The following is a 22,596-nucleotide window of genomic DNA, read 5'->3' on the forward strand; positions in this document are numbered from 1 at the left end:
CGACGAGAGCGAGGTGCAGCGGTGAACCCCGGCCTGGTGGGAGACGAACCGGGCGAGGGCCCGGCCCTGTCGGCGGACTCCGGCCCCGCGACGGACCCTGCCCTCACGGACTCCGCCCCTGGAGCGATTCCCACGCCCTCGGCAGACACCGCCCACCCCACAGACTCCACCCCTGCGACGGACACCGCCCTCCCCGCGGACGCTGCCCACACGGACTCCGCCTCGGTAGCAATTCCCACCCCCTCAGCAAGCGCCATCCTCCCCGCAGATTCCGCTCCCTCAGCAGATACCGCCCTTCCCGCAGACAATGCTCACTCCCCGGCCGCCTCCGCCCTGCGGGCAGACACTGCCCCCTCCTCGGACACAGCCCTCTCGGCAGACACTGTCCCTGCGGCGGATGGTCTCCTTGCAGTGCGTCCCGCCCCCGCGGCGGGCTGCGCCCACGCACTGCGTCCCGGCCCCACCGCGGGTCCCGCCCCCGCGGCAGCTCCCGTCCCCCGCGACACGAGAGAGACCGCCCCCTCGGGGCACCCCCGCCGCATCGAGGGTCTCCTCCTCGGCCTCGCCGCAGGCGACGCCGCGGGCTGGCCCGCCGCCCGGCATCGCGCCGCCCGGATGCCCGAGTGGACGCGGCGTCTGACCCGGGAACTGGACACCTTCGCGGAGCAGAACGCGACGACGACGCTGCCCGTGCCGATCGCGCTGAACCAGCCGCCGGAGCCCCTGCGGCTCGGCCCGTCGGACGACGCGGAGTGGGCGGCGTTCGCGGCGGAGGCGGTACTGCGGGCCGGGGACGCGATCGCGCTCGGAGACCTGAGCCGGGAGCGGCGCATGCGGGCGTCGATCGACCTGTCGTGGAACGCGATCGCCAGCGAGGTCGCCGCGGCAGCGGACCGCGCCCCCGAGGTCGAATCGGCCCTGCTCCCCCTGCGCGCCCGGATCTCCGTACGGGCCGGACTCGGCAACCTCGCCGCCGGCCTGCGCCCGCCCGCCACCGGCCACGACAACCCCCACTACTTCGACGACGCGGCCTGCGTACGGGCCTGCGTGCTCGCCGTGGCCCACCCGGGCGACCCCCGACTCGCCGCGGAACTCGCCGAGTTCGACGCCCGCTACACCCAGGACGGCGACGGCGTGCACGGCGCCCGCGCGATGGCCGCCGCCATCTCGCTCGCCCTCGCCGGAGCAGACGTCGACGCCTGCACGGACGCCGCCCTCGCCGAACTCCCCGAGTCGACGGAGATCGGCCGCAACGCCCGGCACGCGCTGAACCTGGCCCGCGCCAGCGAGGGCACGTTCGCCCTGGTGCCCCTGCTGGAACACCAGATCGTCGACCACGTGTACAGCTACGGCATCGCGGCGGCGGAAACCGTCCCCGTCGCCCTCGCCCTCGCCACCGCCGCGCGCGGCCGGATCGCCGAGGCGGTACCCGCGGCAGCGTGCCTGTCCCGCGTCGCCGACTCGGCCCCCGCCCTCGCGGGCGCCCTCACCGGCGCACTCGGCGGCGGCGACGCCATCCCGGCCACCTGGCGAGACGCCTGCCGCACTCTCTCCGGCTGCGCCCTGCCTCGTCTGACCGGCACGGATCTCATCGGACTCGCCGATCTCCTCGAAGCGATGGAACTGACGACCCCAGAGGGATGATTCGGGCATGACGCCCAAAGGAGCAGCAAGTCTGGAAGAGCGGATCACCGGAAGCCTCGTAGGGGCCGCGGTGGGCGACGCCCTCGGCGGCCCCGTCGAGGGCTACACGCCCGCGCAGATCGTGGAGCGCCACGGCGGCCGGGTGCACGGCGTCGTCGGCCCCTGGAACGGCGACGCCTGGCGCACCGCCCGCCCCATCGCCCCGTACCACAAGGGCGACGGGCACGTCACCGACGACACCTTGATGACCCACGCGCTGGTACGTGTGTACGCCACGGTCCGCGACCACCTCGACGCGTACGCCGTCGCCGAGCACCTGGTCCCCGACCTCATGGGCAACCCGCGCTGGATCCCCGAGCTGCAGGCGGAGGCTCTTCCCCTCCAGCGGATCTTCCTCGCGGAGAAGTGGCTGGTGGCCCGCCTCCACTACGGTCACATCGACCCCCGGGAGGCGGGCACCGGCAACATCGTCAACTGCGGTGCCGCGATGTACATGGCCCCGGTCGGCCTGGTCAACGCCGCCAACCCGACGGCAGCGTACGCCGAGGCGCTCGACATCGCGGGCGCCCACCAGTCGTCGTACGGCCGCGAGGCCGCCGGCGTCTTCGCGGCGGCGGTGGCGGCGGCCTGCGTACCCGGGGCCACCCCCGCCTCCGTGATCGACACCTGCCTGGCCCTGGCGAAGGACGGCACCCGCGCCGCCATCGAGGCGGTCTGTGAAGTCGCCGCCCGCCACACGAACTTCGAGTCGGCGCTGGGCCCGCTGCGCGAAGCGGTGACCCCGTTCGACACGGTGGGTCCCGACTACCGGTCCCCCTCACTCGGCGCCCGCCGCCCCTCCCGGCTGCACGCGATCGAGGAACTCCCCATCGCCTTGGGCATGTTGGTGATCTCCGGCGGCGACTACGGCCACGCGGTGCTCGGCTCCGTGAACTACGGCCGCGACTGCGACTCCATCGCCACCATGTCCGGCGCCCTCGCCGGCGCGCTCGGCTCGGAGATCCCCCGCGACTGGGCCAAGACGGTCGCGGAGTCCAGCCGCCTCGACCTCGACGCCCCCGCGAAGGCGCTCACGGAGGTCACCCAGGAGATCTTCGAACGGGACGTACAGCGCAGACGAACCCACGAGACGGCGTACGCCGCACTGGCCGGCCCTCGATGACCGGCCTCCGCCTGACCTGGGTCCAGCCCGAGGACCTCCTCGGCCACGAACTCGCCCAGGCGTCCCAGGACGGCCGGGACCCGTCGTCCATCGCCGCCCGCTGGCAAGCGGCGGGCGGCCCGCCGGCCCCGTCCCGAGCGGGCGCCTCCCCAACTCCGGCACCCCCGCACCTCCGTGCACTGGCAGAAGACCTCCTGGACGAACTAGCCGATCTGCCAAGCAAGTTGGCGGCCAGCGAGCCCACAGACCTCGCCGAGATCAAGGCCCACTGCTCAAGCTGGCCCGCCCCCTCCCCCTCTGCGGGCAATCGTGCCGCTGGGGCGGCACGGGTGGGCGCAGGCGGCACCCCGCAAACGCCGGGCCGCGCACCAACCCCCACACCAGCCCCGACCCAGGCCCACCTGGAAGCCGCCTGGCTGGGCAGAGCCGCAGGCTGCCTGCTGGGCAAACCGGTGGAGAAACTCCCCCTGCAAGGGATCCGAGACATCGCCCGAGCCACAGGCAACTGGCCCCTCCACACCTGGTTCACGGCAAAGGGCCTCCCCGAGGAAATCACCCACACGTACCCGTGGAACAAGCGCTCGGCAGCCACCTCCCTCGCCGAGAACATCGACGGCATGCCGGAGGACGACGACCTCAACTACCCCCTGCTGAACACCCTGTTGCTCCAGCGCCACGGCAGAGATTTCACCACCACCGACGTCGCCCGACTCTGGCTGGACGAACTCCCCGCGGGCCGCACGTTCACCGCGGAACGCATCGCCTACCGCAACCTCCTCACCGGCATCGAACCCCCACAGACGGCCGGCCACCGCAACCCGTTCCGCGAATGGATCGGCGCCCTGATCCGCGCGGACGTGCACGGCTGGACGAACCCGGGCGACCCGGCGGCCGCCGCGGAACAGGCCCACCGCGACGCCACCCTCACCCACACGGCGAACGGCGTCTACGCGGCGATGTTCACGGCGGCCACCATCGCCGAGGCAGCCACCGGAACCGGCGACATCCACGCCTGTCTCCGCACCGGACTCACCGTCGTACCCCCCGCCTCCCGCCTGGCAAAAGCGATCCACCAGGCGATCCAACTCGCCGCAACGCACGACGACTTCGACGTGGTCGTGGACGAACTCCACACCACCCACAGCGCCTACCACTGGGTCCACGCCATCCCCAACACCGCCCTGATCGCCGCCGCCCTCACCCACGCGGACGGCGACTTCTCGGGCTCCATCTGCCGCGCGGTGTCGGGCGGCTGGGACACGGACTCGAACGGCGCGACGGCGGGCAGCATCGCGGGCCTGCTCGCGGGAGACCCCGCCGCCCTCCCCGACCGCTGGACCAGCCCTCTCAAGAACCGCCTGGCCACCTCGATCGCCGACTTCAACGGCACCGGTTTCGACACCCTCGCCCAGTTGACCCACCTGCTCACCCGCCCGGAGGCACCCCGCCCATGACCCACATCGCCGTACTCGGCAGCACGAACATGGACCTCGTCGCGTACGTCGCCAAGGCCCCGCAGCGCGGAGAGACCGTGACAGGCCGGGAGTTCCGTACGATCCCCGGAGGCAAGGGCGCCAACCAGGCGGTGGCCGCGGTACGCGCGGGAGCCGACGTCTCGTTGATCGGCGCGGTCGGCGTGGACGCCTTCGGCAGCCAACTCCGTTCCACGCTGGAGCACTCGGGCGTGAACACCGATCATCTGCGCACCACCGAGGGCTCGTCCGGCACCGCGCACATCGTCGTCGACGACGAGGGCGGCAACGCGATCGTCGTCATCCCCGGCGCGAACGGCAGCGTCACCGACCTCGCCCCCGGCGACGAGGGCCTCATCGCCACCGCCGACGGGCTTCTGCTCCAGCTCGAGATCCAGCAGTCGGCCGTTCTCGCGGGCGCCGAAGCCGCGCGCAGCCACGGCGTACGCACCATCCTGACCCCGTCCCCGGTCCAGCCGCTGCCACCCGAACTCCTCGCCACCATCGACCTGTTGGTGCCCAACGAGCACGAGGCCGCCGCGCTCACCGGCGCCACCGACCCCCGCAGAGCAGCCGCCGCACTCCTTGACCAGGTCCCGGAGGTGGTCATCACGCTGGGTTCGGCAGGCAGCCTGTACGCGGCCCGAGGTGCCGAACCGCTGACCGTGCACGCGCCCCGGGTGACCGCCGTGGACACGACCGGCGCGGGCGACACCTTCGTCGGCACCCTCGCGGTGGCACTCGCCGAGGGCCGGGAGATGCCGGAGGCCCTGCGCTGGGCGTCGGCAGCCGCCGCGCTGTCGGTACAGCGGATCGGGGCGACGTCCTCGATGCCCTACCGTGCCGAGATCGACACCCAGGCCTCGCACACCCTTCGGTCCACCTCATGAGCGCGCACCCGGGGCAGGCACCCCTCACCGGCCTGCGCGTCCTCGACCTCGCCACCCTCTTCGCCGGCCCGCTCGCCGCGACCATGCTCGGTGACTTCGGCGCGGAGGTCATCAAGATCGAGCATCCGGCCAAGCCCGACCCGTCCCGGGGCCACGGCCCCTCGAAGGACGGCGTCGGCCTCTGGTGGAAGCTCCTGGGCCGCAACAAACGCACGATCACCCTCGACCTGTCCAAGCCGGGCGGCCGCGCGACCCTCCTCCGCCTCGCCGCCACCGCCGACGTGGTCATCGAGAACTTCCGTCCCGGCACGCTGGAGAAGTGGGACCTCGGCTGGGCCGAGCTCTCGGCCGCGAACCCCCGCCTCGTCCTCGCCCGGGTCACCGGCTTCGGCCAGTTCGGCCCGTACGCGCACCGCCCCGGCTTCGGCACCCTCGCCGAGGCGATGAGCGGTTTCGCGGCGATCACCGGCGAGCCGGACGCCCCGCCGACCCTGCCGCCCTTCGGCCTCGCCGACTCGATCGCGGGGCTTGCGACGGCGTACGCCGTGATGACCGCGCTGACGGCCCGCGAGCGCACCGGCGAGGGCCAGGTCATCGACATGGCGATCATCGAGCCGATCCTGACCGTCCTTGGCCCGCAGCCGCTCTGGTACGACCAGTTGGGCCACGTCCAGCCCCGCACCGGCAACCGCTCCGCCAACAACGCGCCCCGCAACACCTACCGGACGGCGGACGGTTCCTGGGTCGCCGTCTCCACCTCCGCCCAGTCGATCGCGGAACGCCTGATGCGGCTGGTCGGCCGCCCTGAGCTGGTCGACGAGCCGTGGTTCGCGACCGGCGCGGACCGCGCCCGCCACGCGGACGTCCTGGACGAGGCGGTCGGCAGCTGGATCGCCGGCCGCACCCGCGCCGAGGTCCTGGAGGCCTTCGAGAAGGCGGAGGCGGCAGTGGCTCCCATCCAGGACGTACGGGACGTGATGACGGACCCCCAGTACCAGGCCCTGGACACCATCACCACCGTCGACGACCCCGAACTGGGCCCCCTGCGCATGCAGAACGTCCTCTTCCGCCTCTCCGCCACCCCCGGCGCCATCCACTGGGCGGGCCGCCCGCACGGCGCGGACACGGACACGGTCCTCACCGAACTCGGCCTGACGGACGGGGAGATCGACGCCCTGCGCTCGGAGGGCGCGCTATGACCGTGCACCCCTTTCCCCTCACTTGGCTGTACGTTCCCGGGGATCGCCCGGAGGTCGTCGCGAAGGCGCTGGTGTCGGGCTCGGACGTCGTCCTCGTCGACCTGGAGGACGCGGTCGCCCCGGACCGCAAGGAGTACGCCCGCGCGGCCACCGCGGAACTCCTCTCCGAGCCCCAGCCGGTCCCGGTCCACGTCCGAGTGAACGCCCTGGACAGCCCCCACGCGGAAGCCGACCTCAAGACCCTCTCTCCGCTGCCCGGCCTGTCGGGACTCCGCCTGCCCAAGGTGACCTCGCCCGCCGAGGTCGTCAGGGTCGCGGAGGACGCGCCCTCCGCCGGCGGAGGTGCGATCCCCCTGTACGCCCTCCTGGAAACGGCCCTCGGCGTGGAACACGCCTTCACCATCGCCTCCGCCCACCCTGCCCTGCGCGGCATCGCGCTCGGCGAGGCCGACCTACGGGCGGACCTGGGCGTACGGGGTGACGCGGGCCTGGACTGGTCCCGCGCCCGCGTCGTCGTGGCCGCCCGCGCCGCCGGCCTGGCCCCGCCCGCCCAGTCGATCCACCCCGACATCCGCGACCTCGAAGGCCTCGCCGCCTCCTGCGCCCACGGCCGCGCCCTCGGCTTCCTCGGCCGCACGGCCATCCACCCCCGCCAGCTCCCGGTCATCGAGCGGGCCTACCTCCCGACCTCGGAGGAAATCGAAACCGCCGAGTCCATCCTCAAGGCAGCCACCACCACCCCCGGCGCCCAGGCCCTCCCCGACGGCACCTTCGTCGACGCGGCGGTGGTGGCAGGCGCCCGCCGAACCATGGCGCTGGCGCGCCGCCAGGGTTGACGCCGTTCCGGCGCCGCGGGATTCCGGCTCCGCACGGTTTCCTGCTCCGCGGGAGAAGAGGTAACCGCCGTCCGGGGCGGGTACCTCTTCTCCGCCGCGACGGCGAGCACCCCCACGCGTGTTCCGGCGGTGCCGAGCCCGCCGGAACCCATCGCCCGCACACGGAGAGGGCGCCGAATCTGATTCGGCGCCCTCTCCGTCGTACTACAAACCGTCAGCTCTTCTTGGCCGACTCGGCCTCGTCAGCCGAGGACTCGCGGGACTCGTCGGACTCCGGGGAGCCGTCGGACTCCACAACCTCGGCATCAGCCGGCTCGGCATCCCCGTCCACAGGCTCGGGCTCGGCCTTCTCAAGGTCGACGGGACCCCCGTCGACCGCGGCCGCATCGTCTCCCTCGCCGGGACCGAGCGGCTCCACGACCTCCTCGCGCCCCGGCCGCATCCGTGCCGACAGCACGAGGTAGACGACCGCGAGGATGAACACCACGATCGCGGTCCAGTTGTTGAGACGCATGCCCAGGATGTGGTGGGCCTCGTCGACGCGCAGGTACTCGATCCAGAAACGGCCGACGCAGTACGCGGCGACGTACAGCGCGAACGCCCGCCCGTGCCCGAGCTTGAAGCGGCGGTCCGCCCAGATGACGAGGAAGCCGACACCGACGCACCACAGGGACTCGTAAAGGAACGTCGGCTGGTACAGACCCGGCACCCGGCCGTCCGCCGCGGACGTGATCTTCAGCGCCCAGGGGAGGTCCGTCTCCTTGCCGTACAGCTCCTGGTTGAACCAGTTGCCCCAGCGCCCGATGGCCTGCGCGAAGACGATGCCGGGAGCGAGCGCGTCGGCCCAGGCGGGCAGTGGGATTCCGCGTCGGCGACAGCCGATCCACGCGCCCACGGCACCGAGTGCGATCGCGCCCCAGATGCCGAGCCCGCCCTGCCAGATCTTGAAGGCGTCCACCCAGTCGCGGCCCTCGCTGAAGTACAGCTCGTAGTCCGTGATCACGTGGTAGAGGCGACCGCCGACCAGGCCGAACGGCACGGCCCAGACAGCGATGTCGGCCGTCGTGCCGGGCCGCCCGCCGCGGGCGATCCAGCGTTTGTTGCCGAGCCAGACGGCTACGAAGACGCCGATGATGATGCAGAACGCGTAGCCGCGCAGCGGAATGGGGCCGAGATGCAGCACACCCTGCGACGGACTGGGAATGTAGGCAATTTCCATGGCAGGGTCGACGCTACCGTGCCGGACGCGGCCCACGGCAGGCAGCCCGGCAACGGCTCCATAACGGGCGGTGCCCCCGGCCTGCGGGAAACCGGGGGCGCCCGCGCCCAACAAGGGCTGATGCCCATCAGCGGGCACCCTCGCCGGGAAAGGCGTCAGCCCTTGTTCGCCGCCTGCACCATCTGTTTCAGCTTCGCCGGGGTCATCGACTGGTCCGCGTAGATGTTCGTGCCGCCGAGCAGCACCGTCGGCGTACCGGTGAAACCACTGGTCCCGAAGGCGTCGTTCGACTTCACGACCCAACTGTCGTGCGTGCCGTCGTCGACACACTTCTGGAACGCGGTCGTGTCCAGGCCGTCGACCTTGCCCGCCAGCTCGACGAGCTTGCTGTTGCCGGCGAAGGCGTCGTCGGTCTCGGCGGGCTGGTTCTCGTAGAGCACGTCGTGGTACGCGGTGAACTTTGCGGCGTCCTGGGCGCAGGCCGCGGCGTTGGCGGCCTTGCGGGAGCCGCTGCCTCCCATGTTCCCGTCGATGATGGTGACGAGGTGGTACTCGACCTTCAGCTGTCCGGCGTCGACCAGTTCGTGGATGGTCGAGCGGTAGGCGCTCTCGAAGGACTTGCACGCCGGGCAGCGGAAGTCCTCCCACACCGTGAGGGTCGACTTGGCGCTGTCCTTGCCGACGGGGATCGCGAGGCCGTCCTTGCCGGTCGCGCCCGAGGGCGTCACGACCGGGCCGGAGGTGTTGCTCTTCTTGTCCTTGCCGGAGTTGGCGGCCACGACGCCCACCACCGCGGCCAGGCCAAGGACACAGACCACCGAAGCCCCCACGATCAGCGCGCGACGGCGCTTCTCCGTGGTCTTCTGCTTCTCTCGCTCGGCCGCCAGCCGTTCGCGGGCGTTGCGCTTTCCGTCACGGTTCTTCTCGCTCACATCCGGCAGAACGAACCGGGAAGGCGCAGCGCGCCTCCCCGGCCCCAGGTCCACCCGTTCGAGTGAGTGGATTGTCCGTTACTTACAGATATGCACTGTCTGTTACAGCGCTCCTCGCACACCCTTCGCAAGGTCGGCGGCGAGCGCGCGTACGGCTTCCAGGCCGGCCCGCTCGTCGGGCGCGTCCAGCATCCGCTTCACGAAGGCGGACCCGACGATCACACCGTCGGCGAAGCCGGCCACCTCGGCGGCCTGTTCGGCGCTGGAGACGCCGAGGCCGACGCAGACGGGCAGTTCGGTGGTGGCCTTGGTGCGCCGCACCAGGTCCTGCGCCTGCGCGCCCACCGACGCACGGGTACCCGTGACGCCCATCAGCGAGGCCGCGTACACGAAGCCGGAGCCCGCCGCGGTGATCTCGGTGAGCCGGGCGTCCTTGCTGCTGGGCGCGACGACGAAGACGGTCGCGAGCCCGTGCTTCTCGGCGTGCTCCCTCCACAGCGCGGACTCCTGCACCGGCAGGTCGGGCAGGATGCACCCGGCGCCGCCCGCTTCGGCCAGTTCGGCGGTGAAGCGCTCGACGCCGTAGCGGTCGATCGGATTCCAGTACGTCATCACGAGCACCGGCTTGCCGGTGGCCTCCTGCGCCTCCCGGACCGTCCGCATCACGTCGGCGATCTTGACTCCGCCGCGCAGAGCGATGTCGTCGGCGGTCTGGATGACGGGGCCGTCCAGGACGGGGTCGCTGTGCGGCAGACCGACCTCGACGATGTCGGCGCCCCCGTCGAAGACGGCCTTGATGGCGTCGATCCCGCCGTCGACGGTCGGGAACCCGGCCGGCAGGTACGCGATGAGGGCGGCCCGCCCTTCCGCCCTGGCGCCGGCGAGGGTGTCGCTCAACAGCTGGATGTTGCCGCTCACTTGGCGTCCCCCTCGATCTCGGCGGTGTCGGCCGCGTTGGCGGCGACCTCGGCGTCGGTGTCGTACAGGCCGAAGTAGCGGGCGGCCGTGTCCATGTCCTTGTCGCCGCGGCCGGACAGGTTGATGAGGATCAGCCCGTCCTTGCCGAGCTCCTTGCCGACCTCCAGGGCTCCGGCCAGCGCGTGCGCGCTCTCGATCGCCGGGATGATGCCCTCACTGCGGGAGAGCAGGAGCAGGGCCTGCATCGCCGCGTCGTCGGTGACCGCGCGGTACTCGCCGCGGCCGCTGTCCTTGAGGTAGGAGTGCTCGGGCCCGATGCCCGGGTAGTCGAGTCCGGCCGAGATGGAGTAGGGCTCGGTGATCTGCCCTTCCTCGTCCTGAAGGACGTAGGACCGCGAGCCGTGCAGGATGCCCGGCTCACCGGCGGTCAGCGTGGCCGCGTGCTCGCCGGTCTCGATGCCGTGCCCGGCGGGCTCGCAGCCGATCAGCCGTACGCCGCTGTCGGGGATGAAGGCGTGGAAGAGCCCGATGGCGTTGGAGCCACCACCCACGCAGGCGACGGCGGCGTCGGGGAGCCGTCCGGCGCGCTCCAGGATCTGCCGCCGCGCCTCGACCCCGATGACCCGGTGGAAGTCGCGCACCATGGCGGGGAAGGGGTGCGGCCCGGCCACGGTCCCGAACAGGTAGTGGGTGTGGTCGACGTTGGCGACCCAGTCGCGGAAGGCCTCGTTGATGGCGTCCTTGAGGGTGCGGCTGCCGGACTTCACGGCGATGACCTCGGCGCCCAGCATGCGCATCCGTGCGACGTTGAGGGCCTGCCGCTGGGTGTCGATCTCACCCATGTAGATGGTGCATTCGAGGCCGAAGAGTGCGCAGGCGGTGGCGGTGGCGACGCCGTGCTGGCCCGCTCCGGTCTCCGCGATGACGCGCGTCTTGCCCATCCTCCGGGTGAGCAGGGCCTGCCCGAGGACGTTGTTGATCTTGTGGGATCCGGTGTGGTTGAGGTCTTCCCGCTTGAGGAACACCCGTGCCCCACCGGCGTGTTCGGCGAACCGCGGTACCTCGGTCAGCGCACTGGGGCGCCCGGTGTAGTGGACGAGCAGATCGTCGAGCTCACGCGCGAACTCGGGATCCGACTTCGCCTTGTCGTACTCGACGGCGACCTCGTCCACGGCGGCGACCAGCGCCTCCGGGATGAACTTGCCGCCGTACGCGCCGAAGTACCCCTCGGCGCTGGGAACTTGACCATCAGGGTCGGGAATGAAGAACTCGCTGGGCATGCGGCTACCTCGCAGGGGCGTCGGCCCCGGTTACAGGTTGGACAGGGGTTCACGTTATCGACGACGTACGCACGCATGCCTTCGGCGACGGCCCCCGCTGGGGACCACCCTTGCCGGACCGGCCATTGCCCGCCTGTGCCCCCGCGGACCCTCCCACCCACAAGTTGCTCGGGAAGGAGGCCACGCGGCGGCTCTCTCCGCCACGACGGCGAGAAACCCGGTGGCGGTGATCGGCGGTGCCCGAACCGGCCGGAACCGCCGATCGGTGACGGGCGAAGCCCAACCGGACGGCGGAGCCGGAGTCCCTCCCGCATCGAAAGCAGGAAGCCCACCGGCCTGGACCGGCCGTGCCAGGCCGAAGCCAGGTCAGGTCACCGGGGGGGGGGAACGGCCGGGGACGGCGTCAGCGTGCGTGCGCGAGGCGCCATCGCATGCCGTTGACCTGGCCCGGCTCATCACCGATGACATAGCGAACCCGGCGCCCGTGGACGCGGCGTGCGGGCGCCCGGCAGCCGCGCGGGCGGCAGCCCCGGGCGAGCCGGGCGTAGGGGTCCCGGGCTGCCGGGGCGAGCGGAAGCTGCCCGGCGGGCCGCACACAGCGGCGTACGGCGCAGCCCTCCCCGTGGACCGGGAGCGGCGCAGCCGACCCCACACACGACAACTCCCCGTCGGGGCGCGGGCCCGGACGGGAGGTGGCGTCGGCGTGGGGCGAGGCGGGCATCGGGGTGTCAGCCCCGTCCGTGCCGCAGGGCGGGGTGGGCGCCCGCGGCGACGAGGTCGGAGACGGCCGTCTTGGGGTCGCGGCCGGTGACGAGCGACTCGCCCACCAGGACCGCGTCGGCGCCGGCGTTGGCGTACGCGATGAGGTCGTGCGGCCCACGGACGCCGGACTCGGCGATCTTGACGATGCCGGCCGGGATCTCGGGGGCGACGCGCTCGAAGGTGGAGCGGTCCACCTTGAGGTCCTTCAGATTGCGCGCGTTGACGCCGATGACCTTCGCGCCGGCCGCCACGGCCCGCTCGGCCTCGTCCTCGTCGTGCACCTCGACGAGCGGGGTGAGCCCGATGGACTCGGCGCGCTCGATGAGGGACTCCAGGGCGGGCTGGTCGAGGGCGGCCACGATCAGCAGCGCGAGGTCGGCGCCGTACGCGCGGGCCTCCCACAGCTGGTACGACGTGACGATGAAGTCCTTGCGCAGTACGGGGATGTCGACCCTGGCGCGGACGGCCTCCAGGTCGGCCAGCGAACCGCCGAAGCGGCGCTGCTCGGTGAGGACCGAGATGACGGCCGCACCGCCCGCTTCGTAGTCCGCGGCGAGCCCGGCCGGGTCGGCGATCGCGGCGAGCGCGCCCTTGGACGGGCTGGAGCGCTTGACCTCGCAGATGACCTTGACGCCGTCACCGCGCAGGGCCGCCACGCCGTCCTTGGCCGCCGGAGCCTTCGCCGCGCGCTCCTTGAGCTCGTCGAGGCTGACGCGCGCCTGCCGCTCCGCGAGGTCGGCACGGACTCCGTCGATGATCTCGTCGAGCACACTCACGCGAGCGGCCCCCTTCCTGCGGTGAAGAGCTGAAGCGGTTGAGCAGCTGACCCGGGTTCACCGCCTCGGACGGTTGCGACGTGTCAGACCCCTCACTGCGATGGTATCCGGAGGAAGGCGTAGACCTCGCATCCGGTTGACGCCGGTCCCACTACCTGGACCTTTGCCATTTGATCAAGGGTGCAGCCAGCCACCGAAGGGCAGGTTCCGGACAACCGTGAAGACCAGCACCAACGTGCCGATGGTCCACAGGTGGACTGGCCCCAGTTCGATCCGCGGCGGGCGCCCGCGCACCGACCGGACCACCCATACGGCCCACACCGTCGCAAAGCCCAGAAACGCCACGACGGCGAGCGCGTTGTCCGTGAGCGCCGCCGCGAAGTCCCCGTGCACGAAGGCGTGCGCACTGCGCAGACCGCCGCAGCCGGGGCAGTACACGCCCGTGAGCCGCAGCAGCGGGCAGACGGGGTAGTGCCCTGGCTGGTTGGGGTCGACAGCCCCGACGTAGGCGAAGGCGCCGACGACGGCCGCGAGCACCCCACCGGGTACGGCGAGCCGCCGCAGTGCGGCGCCCGCTCCGGGTTCCGCGCTCTGTGTCACCCGCTGGGATTCGGCGTTCACCCCACGCATTGTGCCCCTCACCCGCCCGGAACGCCCGTACGCGGGAGAGGCGGCCCGGCAGCTGCGCCGGAACCGCCTCTCACCAGGGCCGGCGCTTGCTCAGCTCTCGGCGCCCACGGTCTCGCGGGCAGGCCGCGCGGGCTTGGTCCTCGCCTTGCCCAGGCCCGCCGCCTGCATCACCATGCCGACGACACCACCGAGGGCGACGATGACCAGACCGGCCCAGAAGCCCAGCGGGTCGGCCAGCACGGTGAAGGCGCCGGAGACGCAGAAACCGATGAAGGCGATGATGACACCGGTCCAGGCGGCCGGAGTGTGACCGTGGTTGCTGCCCGCCATGACTTGCTCCTCGTTACTGAGTACGTGCTGCGTACGTGTGGTGAGTCGGACGCTCCTCGGCCATTGTCCCGTACTCGCGGGCATGCGATGAGCGGGGGGTCGGTCCGCGCGCGTCGGTTCCGCCGGGTCAGGACGAAAGCCCGGGACAGAAGCCCCTCGAAGCCTCCCGAGAACCGGGGCTCAGGTCCCTGCCGGGTCCGGCCCCGTCGGGTCCTCACCGCGGTCGAGCGCCTTCCAGATGTCCTCGGGGCGGTCGGGGTCGACCGGCTTGGCCTTGCGCGGCCGGGGTGTCCCGTCGCGCTCGTAGCGGCCCGACATCGCGGGCCACAGCCGCCCGTAGCGCAACGCGAGGAGACCCGCGAGGAGGATGAGGGCGCCGCCCGCGGCGGCGACGTACGGCCAGGCGGTGTGGCTGAGCGCGTCCGCGGTGGCGGCGGTGTCGCCGGAGGCCGCCGCGGCCTTCTCGTCGAGGGCCGAGCTGTCGCCGGCGCCGAGCACGGCCGCCACGACGATGCCCGCGCCGGAGAGCGCGAGCAGCGCGGAGACGAGGAAGCGTCCGGAGCGGCGGACCGCGAAGACGGCGACGAGCGCGGCGAGGCCCACTATGGCGAGCGCCGCGGGCACGCCCGTGACGTCGCTGCCCGAGGCGGTCAGCGGAAAGTCGCCGCCGGCCACCGAGGCGGTGCCCGACGCCCAGTTCTGCCGGGTCGACAGCAGTGCCACGGCCGCGCCGAGGGCGCCGCTGAGCAGGGCCACGGCGAGGCTGCGGCGGCCGGAGCCGGCAGGTCCGGGGGTTTCGGATCGGGGGTGCGGAACAGCAGTCACGTACTCCACTATCGCCTGAACCCCGGCCGAACGGTCACCCGGGGCTCACGTGAGACTTGTCCTATTACCCCAGCCGGTTCGCCGTGTGCACCGCGCGGAGCACCGCCGCGGCCTTGTTGCGGCACTCGTTGTCCTCCGCCACCGGGTCCGAGTCGGCGACGACTCCGGCACCGGCCTGGACGTACGCCGTGCCGTTGCGCAGCAGCGCGGTACGGATGGCGATGGCGGTGTCGGAGTCGCCCGCGAAGTCGAGATAGCCGACGCAGCCGCCGTACAACCCCCTTCTGGAGGGCTCCAGTTCGTCGATGATCTGCATCGCGCGCGGCTTGGGCGCACCCGAGAGGGTGCCGGCGGGGAAGCAGGCGGTCAGGACGTCGAAGGCGGTACGTCCGGCCGCGACCCGCCCGGTCACCGTCGAGACGATGTGCATCACGTGTGAGTACCGCTCGATGGACATGAAGTCGACGACCTCGACGGAGCCCGGTTCACAGACCCGTCCGAGGTCGTTGCGCCCCAGGTCGACGAGCATCAGGTGCTCGGCGCGCTCCTTGGGGTCGGCGATCAGCTCGTCGGCGAGGGCCTGGTCCTCCTGGACGGTGGCACCGCGCGGCCGGGTGCCCGCGATGGGGTGCACCATCGCGTGCCCGTCCTCGACCTTGACGAGGGCCTCGGGGGACGAACCGACGACATCGAAGCCGTCGAAGCGGAAGAGGTACATGTACGGGGAGGGATTGGTCGCGCGCAGGACTCGGTACACGTCCAACGCGCTTGCCGTGCACGGCGTTTCGAAGCGCTGGGAGGGTACGACCTGGAAGGCCTCGCCGGCCCGGATGCGCTCCTTGATGTCCTCGACGGCGTCCTGGTAGTCGGGGCCGCCCCAGAGCGCGGTGTACTCGGGGAGTTCGGAGGGCGGGAGGGCGGCGGGCGGCTGCGAGACGGCGCGGGAGAGGTCCGCCTCCATGGCGTCGAGGCGCGCGACGGCGTCCGCGTACGCCTCGTCGACCCCCGTGTCGAGGTCGTTGTGGTTGATCGCGTTGGCGATCAGCTGGACCGAGCCGTCCCAGTGGTCCATGACGGCGAGGTCGCTGGTGAGCAGCATGGTCAGCTCGGGGAGCTTCAGGTCGTCGTGCTCGCCGGGGCCGATCTTCTCCAGGCGGCGCACGATGTCGTACCCCAGATAGCCGACCATGCCGCCGGTGAACGGGGGCAGGTCCTCGCCGTGCGGCGTGTGCAGGGCCTCGATGGTGGCACGCAGCGCGGCGAGCGGATCGCCCTCGACGGGGACGCCGACGGGCGGGGTGCCGAGCCAGTGGGCCTGCCCGTCCCGCTCGGTGAGGGTGGCTTGGCTGCGGACGCCCACGAAGGAGTAACGGGACCACGATCGGCCGTTCTCCGCGGACTCCAGGAGGAAGGTGCCGGGGCGCTCGGCGGCCAGCTTGCGGTAGAGCGCGACCGGTGTGTCACCGTCCGCGAGGAGCTTGCGGCTGACGGGGATCACACGGCGGTCTGTGGCCAGCTTGCGGAAGGTCTCAAGGTCCATGGCGGCTGACCTTACTGATCCCGTGCCGGTACGCCGGAATCGGCGTTCTTGAGCAGTACATCGGCCGGTACGTCGTGCAGTACGTCGACGTCGAAGCAGGTGCGGGCGCCCGTGTGGCAGGCCGCGCCGACCTGGTCGACCCGCACGAGAACCGTGTCGGCGTCGCAGTCCAGGGCGACGGACTTCACGTGCTGGAAGTGACCGGACGTGTCGCCCTTGACCCAGTACTCCTGGCGGCTGCGCGACCAGTACGTGCAGCGGCCCGTGGTGAGCGTGCGATGCAGCGCCTCGTCGTCCATCCAGCCGAGCATCAGCACCTCACCGGTGTCGTACTGCTGGGCGATGGCGGGGACGAGCCCGTCGGCGCCGCGCTTGAGGCGCGCGGCGATCTCGGGGTCCAGGCTGCTGGGCCTACCGGGCCTGCTGGGCGGAGTCGTGCTGGTCATACGGACCATTGTGCCGCGCCGGTGGGACGCACCAGGCAGTTGTCCACAGGCCGGACCGGACCGGGCCCGAGGTCTGTCCACAGGCGGGACCGGGGCACGGCCCGGCGTTTGTCCACGGGCCGGACCGGGACACCACCCGACGTTCGTCCACAGGCCCGACCGGGACACCACCCGACATTCGTCCACAGGCCCGACCGGGACACCACCCGACATTCGTCCACAGGCCCGACCGGGACACCACCCGACATTCGTCCACAGGCCCGACCGGGGGCACGGCTCGCCGTTCGTCCACAGTGCCGGTCCAGCGGCCCCTACTGGCCGCCGTCCACTGGGCGGACCGGTGGGACGGTCGTAGGCTTGCCGGCATGTCGACCCATGCAAAGCGTGAACGACTTCTCCTCGCTGACCTGTTGGAAGCCGAGGGTCCGGACGCCCCCACCTTGTGCGAGGGCTGGAACACCCGTGATCTCGCCGCCCACGTGGTGATACGCGAGCGCCGCGCGGATGCCGCGGGCGGAAGGTGGATCAAGCAGCTCGCGCCCCGTCTCGAACGGGTGATGACGGAGTTCGCCGAGAAGCCGTACGAGGAGCTGATCCAGCTGATTCGTACGGGCCCGCCGCGCTTCTCCCCGTTCTCCCTGAAGCAGATCGACGAGGCGGCGAACACCATCGAGTTCTACGTCCACACCGAGGACGTACGCCGTGCGCAGCCCGACTGGACACCGCGGGCGCTGGACTCGGTCTTCCAGGACGCCCTGTGGTCCCGCCTGGAGCGCACGGCCCGGCTGACGGGCCGCGGTGCGCCGACCGGCCTGGTGCTGCGCCGGCCGGACGGCCAGACGGCGGTCGCACACAAGGGCACGCCGGTCGTGACGGTGACCGGCGAGCCCTCGGAGCTGCTGATGTTCGTGTTCGGACGCCAGCAGGTGGCCGATGTCGAGCTGGAGGGCGACAAGGACGCGATCGCGAAACTGCACGAGGCGAAGCAGCTCGGGCTCTGATCGCCGGTCCGGGGGACGGCCCGCTATTTCGGAAGCTCGGCGCGGCGCAGCGGCGCGACGCTCAGGGCGAGCACTCCGCCGAGCCCACAGACCACCGCGCTGGTGACGAAGACGGGCCCGGTGCCCCACCAGCCGATCGCGGCGGCGGTCAGCGGCATGCTGAGCGGGGCGAGGCCGAGGCTGACGATGCCGGAGACGGAGCTGACCCGGCCGAGGTAGGCGGGGTCGGCCTGGGTCTGCAGCAGCGCGCCGCACAGGGCGCCGCTGAGCCCCGCGAGCAGGCCGATGAGAAGGGCGACACCGACGGCGGCGGCGACCGTGGGGACGTACGCGAGCGAACCGATCGCGAGCGCACCCGCCAGGATCGCCAGCGCCGACACCCGCCCCGCGTGCGGCAGCCGGCCCCGCACGGTCAGCAGCATGCCGGCGGCCCCCGCACCGGCCCCGAACCCGGCGAGCACCCAGCCCATCCCGGAGGCGCCCCAGCCGCGCTGATCGGCCAGCAGGGTCAGGCCCACGTTGAGCGGTCCGACGAACCCCAGGTCGCCGAGCGCGATGGCGACGATGAGCGGGGCGAGGACGGGGTGGCGCCGGATGTACCCCAGGCCGTCCCGGAGGTCGCGCCACGGGGTGCGCTGGGCGACCTCGTCGTCGGCGGGCAAGTCCTTCATGCGTACGGAGACCAGTAGCGGCACCGACACCGCGATCAGCATGCCCGCAAGGCCGAAGGCCGCCGCCGCGCCTCCGAGGGCCACGCAGAGGCCGCCGATCGGTGCGCCCACCACGTTGGCGAGGCGGATCGCGAGACCCCGCATGCCCTGGACGCGGGCGAGCTGGCCGCGGCTGGTGACTCGGGCGGGGAGGGCGCCCACCGCGGGCATGAAGACCGCGTCGACGGCGCCGAAGACGATGGCGAGCAGGGCCAGCGGCCAGAGCCCGGGGCTCGCCGTGAACAGCAGCGCGGCCACCGCGAGGACGGCCACACAGCGCACGGCGTCACTGCCGATGACGACCTTCCGCGGCCCGAAGCGGTCGGCGACCACTCCCCCGCCCAGCATCAGCAGCGCCCGCGGCACGGCGCTCACGGCCATCACCAGGCCGGCCTGCGAGGGCGTACCGGCCTGGACGGCCGCCCAGGACAGCGCGATGTAGTAGACGTTGTCGCCGATCATCGACGAGGCGTAGGCACCGAGCCAGCGCAGTACGTTGCCATCGCGGTGGGCGGGCCTGTCGGTGGCTACCGGAGCCTGGGGTACGGCGGTCATGGTCACGGAGTACGTCCTCTCAGGGCTTGAGGGCTTGAGGGCTTCAGGGCTTCAGGGCTTCAGGGGCGGAACGGGAAGCCGTACACGTGCAGCGCGACGTTCTCGCGCCCTTCGGTGTCACCGGCCGCTTCCTCGGCGCGGCCCTTGTCGTCGTACTTCCTGATGACCGTGAGCAACTCGTCCTTGAGCGCGTCGAGTTCGGCGGCCGTCAGCCGGAGCGTCGCTTCCGAGTCGGCCGCGGCGTCGTTCCACTCCGTGGGCCAGGTGGCGCGCTCGTCGAGGTAGCGCCGGTAGAGGTCGGTGCGCTGCTCGTGGTAGAGCCGGGTGAAGGCCAGGTGCGCGGCCTCCTTCTCGGGCGCGCCACGGAAGTCCCCGCCGCGGACGCTCACGCCGTCCGAGGCCGGCTCCCACCAGCGCTCCCTGCCGTCCCCGCTGCGCGGCTCGGCCTCCTCGATCAGCCCGTGCTCGGCGAGCTTGCGCAGGTGGTAACTGACCAGTGAGGGCGCCTCGTCGACCTGCTCGCCCAACTGGGACGCGGTCGCGGCGCCGGTCACGATCAGCGCCCGGTACAGCTTCATCCGCAGCGGATGCCCCAGGGCCTTGAGCGTGCCCACGTCCGTGATCCGGCGGTTCTCCTTGCTTGCCATGCCCCGACTCTAGATACGAAAGAAAAATTGCGCAACTAAAATTGCGCAACTTTCACTTCGCATCCTCCGGGCACCGCACACGCCTGAGCCCCGGTCACCAAGTGACCGGGGCTCAAAGGCGGTTGACCTCAGCGAACGGGATACCCCGCCCCCCGCAACGTCTCCTTCACCTCACCGATCCGCAGATCCCCGAAGTGGAAGACGGACGCGGCGAGCACCGCGTCGGCACCCGCGGCGATGGCCGGCGGGAAGTCGGCGAGCCTCCCCGCGCCGCCGCTGGCGATCAGCGGAACGGTCACGTGCTTGCGTACGGCCTCGATCATCTCGATGTCGTAGCCGTCCTTCGTGCCGTCCGCGTCCATCGAGTTGAGCAGGATCTCCCCCGCGCCCAGCTCGGCGGCCCGGTGCGCCCACTCGACGGCGTCGATGCCGGTGCCCGTGCGCCCGCCGTGGGTGGTGACCTCGAAGGAGCCGCTCTCCGTGCGACGGGCGTCCACCGACAGCACGAGGACCTGCCGCCCGAACCGCTCCGCGATCTCCCGGATGAGTTCGGGCCGGGTGATCGCCGCCGTGTTGACCCCGACCTTGTCCGCCCCGGCCCGCAGCAGCTTGTCCACGTCCTCGGCGGTGCGGACACCGCCTCCCACGGTCAGCGGGATGAAGACCTGCTCGGCCGTGCGGCGCACCACGTCGTACGTCGTCTCGCGGTTGCCGGAGGATGCCGTGATGTCCAGGAAGGTCAGCTCGTCGGCGCCCTCGGCGTCGTACACCTTGGCCATCTCGACGGGGTCGCCCGCGTCGCGCAGGTTCTGGAAGTTGACGCCCTTGACGACCCGGCCGTTGTCGACGTCCAGGCAGGGGATGACTCGTACGGCGAGGGTCATGACGCCGACTCCCCCCGGTACGCCTCCACCTCGACCTCGACGACCAGGCTCGGGTCCACGAAACCCGAGACGATGATCATCGATGCGGCGGGGCGCACGGAGTCGAACAGCTCCTTGTGGGCGCGGCCGATGTCCTCCACGTCACGCGCGTGGGTGATGTACATGCGGGTACGGACGACGTCGTCACGGCCGAGGCCAAGCTCCTCCAGCGCCGCGAACGCCACGTTGAAGGAGTTGACCGTCTGCTCGTGCGGGTCGCCCGCGGCGATCTCCCCGTTGACCACGGAGGTACAGCCGGCGACCAGCACCAGGCCGTTCGGCAGCTCCACCGCGCGGGAGTACCCGAAGGCCTCCTCCCAGGGCGCGCCGGTCTGGATACGCCGTACGCCGCTCACAGGGCAGCCACCGCTTCCAGGGCCTCTTCCAGGGTGAACGCCTTCGCGTACAGGGCCTTCCCGACGATCGAGCCCTCGACGCCGCTGGGCACGAGCTCGGCGATGGCACGCAGGTCGTCCAGGGAGGAGACGCCTCCCGAGGCGATGACCGGGCGGTCGGTCGCCGCGCACACATTGCGCAGCAGTTCCAGGTTCGGGCCCTGCAGGGTGCCGTCCTTGGCGATGTCCGTCACCACATACCGTGCGCAGCCCTCGGAGTTGAGGCGCTCCAGCGTCGTGTAGAGGTCGCCGCCGTCGCGGGTCCAGCCGCGCCCGCGCAGCGTCGTGCCGCGTACGTCGAGACCGACCGCGATCTTGTCGCCGTGCTCGGCGATGACCTTGGCGACCCACTCGGGGGTCTCCAGGGCCGCGGTGCCGAGGTTGACGCGGGTGCAGCCGGTGGCGAGCGCGGCGGCCAGGGTGTCGTCGTCGCGGATGCCGCCGGACAGCTCCACCTTGATGTCCATGGCGCCGGTGACCTCGGCGATCAGCTTGCGGTTGTCGCCGGTGCCGAACGCGGCGTCCAGGTCGACGAGGTGCAGCCACTCGGCGCCGGACCGCTGCCAGGCGAGGGCCGCCTCCAGGGGAGAGCCGTACGAGGTCTCCGTACCGGACTCACCGTGCACCAGGCGGACCGCCTGGCCGTCACGGACGTCGACGGCGGGGAGGAGTTCGAGCTTGGCCATTGTCTACAGGGTTCCGATCCAGTTGGTGAGCAGCTGGGCTCCGGCGTCGCCGGACTTCTCGGGGTGGAACTGGGTGGCCCACAGGGCGCCGTTCTCGACGGCCGCCACGAAGGGCTTGCCGTGCGTGGACCAGGTCACCAGGGGCGGCCGTATCAGCGGGTTCCCGACTTCGAGAGACCAGTCGTGGACGGCGTACGAGTGCACGAAGTAGAAGCGCGCGTCGGCGTCGAGCCCCGCGAAGAGCTGCGAGCCGGCCGGGGTTTCGACGGTGTTCCAGCCCATGTGGGGCACGATCTCGGCCTGGAGCGGCTCGACCGTGCCGGGCCACTCGTCGAGGCCCTCGGTCTGCACGCCGTGCTCGATGCCGCGCGCGAAGAGGATCTGCATGCCGACGCAGATGCCCATCACCGGGCGGCCACCGGCCAGTCGCCGGCCGACGATCCAGTCGCCGCGCGCCTCACGCAAACCCTTCATGCAGGCGGCGAACGCGCCGACGCCCGGCACCAGCAGCCCGTCCGCGTTCATGGCCTTGTCGTAGTCACGCGTTATCTCGACCTCGGCACCGGCGCGGGCAAGGGCCCGCTCCGCGGACCGCACGTTCCCGAAGCCGTAGTCGAAGACGACGACCTTCTTGGAAGTCTTCTTGGGCGCGGTCAATTCCACACCGCCAACCGCATGACCCCCGCCACGAGGCACATCGCGGCGCCGATCGAGAGCAGCACGATGAGGCTCATCGGCATCTTCTGCTTGACGAAGGAGTAGACACCGCCGAGGAGGAAGAGCCCGACGACGATGAGGATGGTGTTGAGGCCTGTCAT

25 protein-coding genes are annotated in these 22,596 nt (G+C 71.7%); 7 read left to right on the forward strand and 18 right to left on the reverse strand.

From position 1 onward, the window contains the following. Positions 1–411 precede the first annotated feature (411 nt). The 6 genes from ACIPC1_RS00605 to ACIPC1_RS00630 are packed head-to-tail and all read left to right on the forward strand — an operon-like array spanning position 412 to position 7,203. Positions 412–1,644 (forward strand): ADP-ribosylglycohydrolase family protein, encoded by a 1,233-nt coding sequence (locus tag ACIPC1_RS00605; RefSeq protein ID WP_402512067.1) that lies wholly within the window; start codon positions 412–414, stop codon positions 1,642–1,644. A 7-nt stretch (positions 1,645–1,651) separates the two neighbouring features. Next, positions 1,652–2,806, forward strand: a complete 1,155-nt coding sequence (locus ACIPC1_RS00610) for an ADP-ribosylglycohydrolase family protein (protein WP_402512069.1) — start codon at positions 1,652–1,654, stop codon at positions 2,804–2,806. Further along, positions 2,803–4,260 carry an ADP-ribosylglycohydrolase family protein gene (locus ACIPC1_RS00615; RefSeq protein ID WP_402512072.1) on the forward strand — a complete coding sequence of 486 codons (1,458 nt, stop codon included), beginning with the start codon at positions 2,803–2,805 and terminating at the stop codon, positions 4,258–4,260. Before ACIPC1_RS00610 ends, ACIPC1_RS00615 begins: the two co-directional genes overlap by 4 nt. After that, complete coding sequence (gene rbsK / locus ACIPC1_RS00620) at positions 4,257–5,168, forward strand: ribokinase (RefSeq protein ID WP_402512075.1); 912 nt, start codon at positions 4,257–4,259, stop codon at positions 5,166–5,168. The genes ACIPC1_RS00615 and rbsK overlap by 4 nt, the downstream gene beginning before the upstream one ends. Further along, the gene (locus ACIPC1_RS00625; protein WP_402512077.1) at positions 5,165–6,367 is read left to right on the forward strand and encodes a CaiB/BaiF CoA transferase family protein; all 1,203 of its coding nucleotides are present in this window, start codon (positions 5,165–5,167) and stop codon (positions 6,365–6,367) included. The genes rbsK and ACIPC1_RS00625 overlap by 4 nt, the downstream gene beginning before the upstream one ends. Next, the gene (locus tag ACIPC1_RS00630) at positions 6,364–7,203 is read left to right on the forward strand and encodes an HpcH/HpaI aldolase/citrate lyase family protein (RefSeq protein WP_402512079.1); all 840 of its coding nucleotides are present in this window, start codon (positions 6,364–6,366) and stop codon (positions 7,201–7,203) included. The genes ACIPC1_RS00625 and ACIPC1_RS00630 overlap by 4 nt, the downstream gene beginning before the upstream one ends. A 214-nt stretch (positions 7,204–7,417) precedes the next feature. On the opposite strand, the gene lgt is transcribed toward ACIPC1_RS00630, so the two are convergent. The 11 genes from lgt to hisI form a co-directional block, all read right to left on the reverse strand. Next, positions 7,418–8,422, reverse strand: coding sequence for a prolipoprotein diacylglyceryl transferase (lgt, locus tag ACIPC1_RS00635; RefSeq protein ID WP_402512081.1), 1,005 nt, complete (start codon positions 8,420–8,422; stop codon positions 7,418–7,420). Positions 8,423–8,577: 155 nt separating this feature from the next. Beyond that, a complete protein-coding gene (locus ACIPC1_RS00640; RefSeq protein WP_402512083.1) occupies positions 8,578–9,354 on the reverse strand; it encodes a DsbA family protein in 777 nt (258 codons plus the stop codon). Between the two features lie 102 nt (positions 9,355–9,456). Further along, positions 9,457–10,272, reverse strand: coding sequence for a tryptophan synthase subunit alpha (gene trpA / locus ACIPC1_RS00645; protein ID WP_402512084.1), 816 nt, complete (start codon positions 10,270–10,272; stop codon positions 9,457–9,459). Further along, positions 10,269–11,552 carry a tryptophan synthase subunit beta gene (gene trpB / locus ACIPC1_RS00650; protein ID WP_402512086.1) on the reverse strand — a complete coding sequence of 428 codons (1,284 nt, stop codon included), beginning with the start codon at positions 11,550–11,552 and terminating at the stop codon, positions 10,269–10,271. The genes trpA and trpB overlap by 4 nt, the downstream gene beginning before the upstream one ends. A gap of 403 nt (positions 11,553–11,955) precedes the next feature. After that, on the reverse strand, positions 11,956–12,147 hold the full coding sequence (trpM, locus tag ACIPC1_RS00655; RefSeq protein ID WP_402513335.1) for a tryptophan biosynthesis modulator TrpM: 192 nt from the start codon (positions 12,145–12,147) through the stop codon (positions 11,956–11,958). A 133-nt stretch (positions 12,148–12,280) separates the two neighbouring features. Then, on the reverse strand, positions 12,281–13,090 hold the full coding sequence (trpC, locus tag ACIPC1_RS00660) for an indole-3-glycerol phosphate synthase TrpC (RefSeq protein ID WP_402512088.1): 810 nt from the start codon (positions 13,088–13,090) through the stop codon (positions 12,281–12,283). 174 nt (positions 13,091–13,264) lie between these two features. Beyond that, positions 13,265–13,720: a DUF2752 domain-containing protein gene (locus ACIPC1_RS00665; protein ID WP_402512090.1), complete on the reverse strand. Its 456-nt coding sequence runs from the start codon at positions 13,718–13,720 to the stop codon at positions 13,265–13,267. Between the two features lie 90 nt (positions 13,721–13,810). Beyond that, positions 13,811–14,050 (reverse strand): HGxxPAAW family protein, encoded by a 240-nt coding sequence (locus ACIPC1_RS00670; protein WP_402512093.1) that lies wholly within the window; start codon positions 14,048–14,050, stop codon positions 13,811–13,813. 180 nt (positions 14,051–14,230) lie between these two features. Further along, positions 14,231–14,884 (reverse strand): TIGR02234 family membrane protein, encoded by a 654-nt coding sequence (locus ACIPC1_RS00675; RefSeq protein WP_402512096.1) that lies wholly within the window; start codon positions 14,882–14,884, stop codon positions 14,231–14,233. A 55-nt stretch (positions 14,885–14,939) separates the two neighbouring features. Further along, positions 14,940–16,415: an anthranilate synthase component I gene (locus ACIPC1_RS00680; RefSeq protein WP_402512097.1), complete on the reverse strand. Its 1,476-nt coding sequence runs from the start codon at positions 16,413–16,415 to the stop codon at positions 14,940–14,942. An 11-nt stretch (positions 16,416–16,426) separates the two neighbouring features. After that, a complete protein-coding gene (gene hisI, locus ACIPC1_RS00685) occupies positions 16,427–16,861 on the reverse strand; it encodes a phosphoribosyl-AMP cyclohydrolase (RefSeq protein ID WP_402512099.1) in 435 nt (144 codons plus the stop codon). A 365-nt stretch (positions 16,862–17,226) separates the two neighbouring features. On the opposite strand from hisI, the gene ACIPC1_RS00690 reads away from it, so the two are divergent. Then, positions 17,227–17,862: a TIGR03085 family metal-binding protein gene (locus tag ACIPC1_RS00690; RefSeq protein ID WP_402512101.1), complete on the forward strand. Its 636-nt coding sequence runs from the start codon at positions 17,227–17,229 to the stop codon at positions 17,860–17,862. 23 nt (positions 17,863–17,885) lie between these two features. Here ACIPC1_RS00690 and ACIPC1_RS00695 read toward each other — a convergent pair whose 3' ends face one another. From ACIPC1_RS00695 to ACIPC1_RS00725, 7 genes are all read right to left on the reverse strand, one after another. Beyond that, on the reverse strand, positions 17,886–19,127 hold the full coding sequence (locus ACIPC1_RS00695; RefSeq protein ID WP_402512102.1) for an MFS transporter: 1,242 nt from the start codon (positions 19,125–19,127) through the stop codon (positions 17,886–17,888). A 59-nt stretch (positions 19,128–19,186) separates the two neighbouring features. Further along, positions 19,187–19,774: an ArsR/SmtB family transcription factor gene (locus ACIPC1_RS00700; protein ID WP_402512104.1), complete on the reverse strand. Its 588-nt coding sequence runs from the start codon at positions 19,772–19,774 to the stop codon at positions 19,187–19,189. 128 nt (positions 19,775–19,902) lie between these two features. Next, positions 19,903–20,658, reverse strand: coding sequence for an imidazole glycerol phosphate synthase subunit HisF (gene hisF, locus ACIPC1_RS00705; RefSeq protein WP_402512105.1), 756 nt, complete (start codon positions 20,656–20,658; stop codon positions 19,903–19,905). Next, positions 20,655–21,053 carry a RidA family protein gene (locus tag ACIPC1_RS00710; protein ID WP_402512107.1) on the reverse strand — a complete coding sequence of 133 codons (399 nt, stop codon included), beginning with the start codon at positions 21,051–21,053 and terminating at the stop codon, positions 20,655–20,657. The genes hisF and ACIPC1_RS00710 overlap by 4 nt, the downstream gene beginning before the upstream one ends. Continuing rightward, complete coding sequence (gene priA / locus ACIPC1_RS00715) at positions 21,050–21,778, reverse strand: bifunctional 1-(5-phosphoribosyl)-5-((5-phosphoribosylamino)methylideneamino)imidazole-4-carboxamide isomerase/phosphoribosylanthranilate isomerase PriA (RefSeq protein WP_402512109.1); 729 nt, start codon at positions 21,776–21,778, stop codon at positions 21,050–21,052. Before priA ends, ACIPC1_RS00710 begins: the two co-directional genes overlap by 4 nt. A 3-nt stretch (positions 21,779–21,781) precedes the next feature. Next, on the reverse strand, positions 21,782–22,435 hold the full coding sequence (gene hisH, locus ACIPC1_RS00720) for an imidazole glycerol phosphate synthase subunit HisH (protein ID WP_384390640.1): 654 nt from the start codon (positions 22,433–22,435) through the stop codon (positions 21,782–21,784). Next, positions 22,432–22,596 (reverse strand): hypothetical protein, encoded by a 165-nt coding sequence (locus ACIPC1_RS00725; RefSeq protein WP_365427638.1) that lies wholly within the window; start codon positions 22,594–22,596, stop codon positions 22,432–22,434. The genes hisH and ACIPC1_RS00725 overlap by 4 nt, the downstream gene beginning before the upstream one ends.

Origin of the sequence: Streptomyces sp. NPDC087263, from assembly GCF_044744645.1 — a bacterium.
GTDB lineage: Bacteria > Actinomycetota > Actinomycetes > Streptomycetales > Streptomycetaceae > Streptomyces.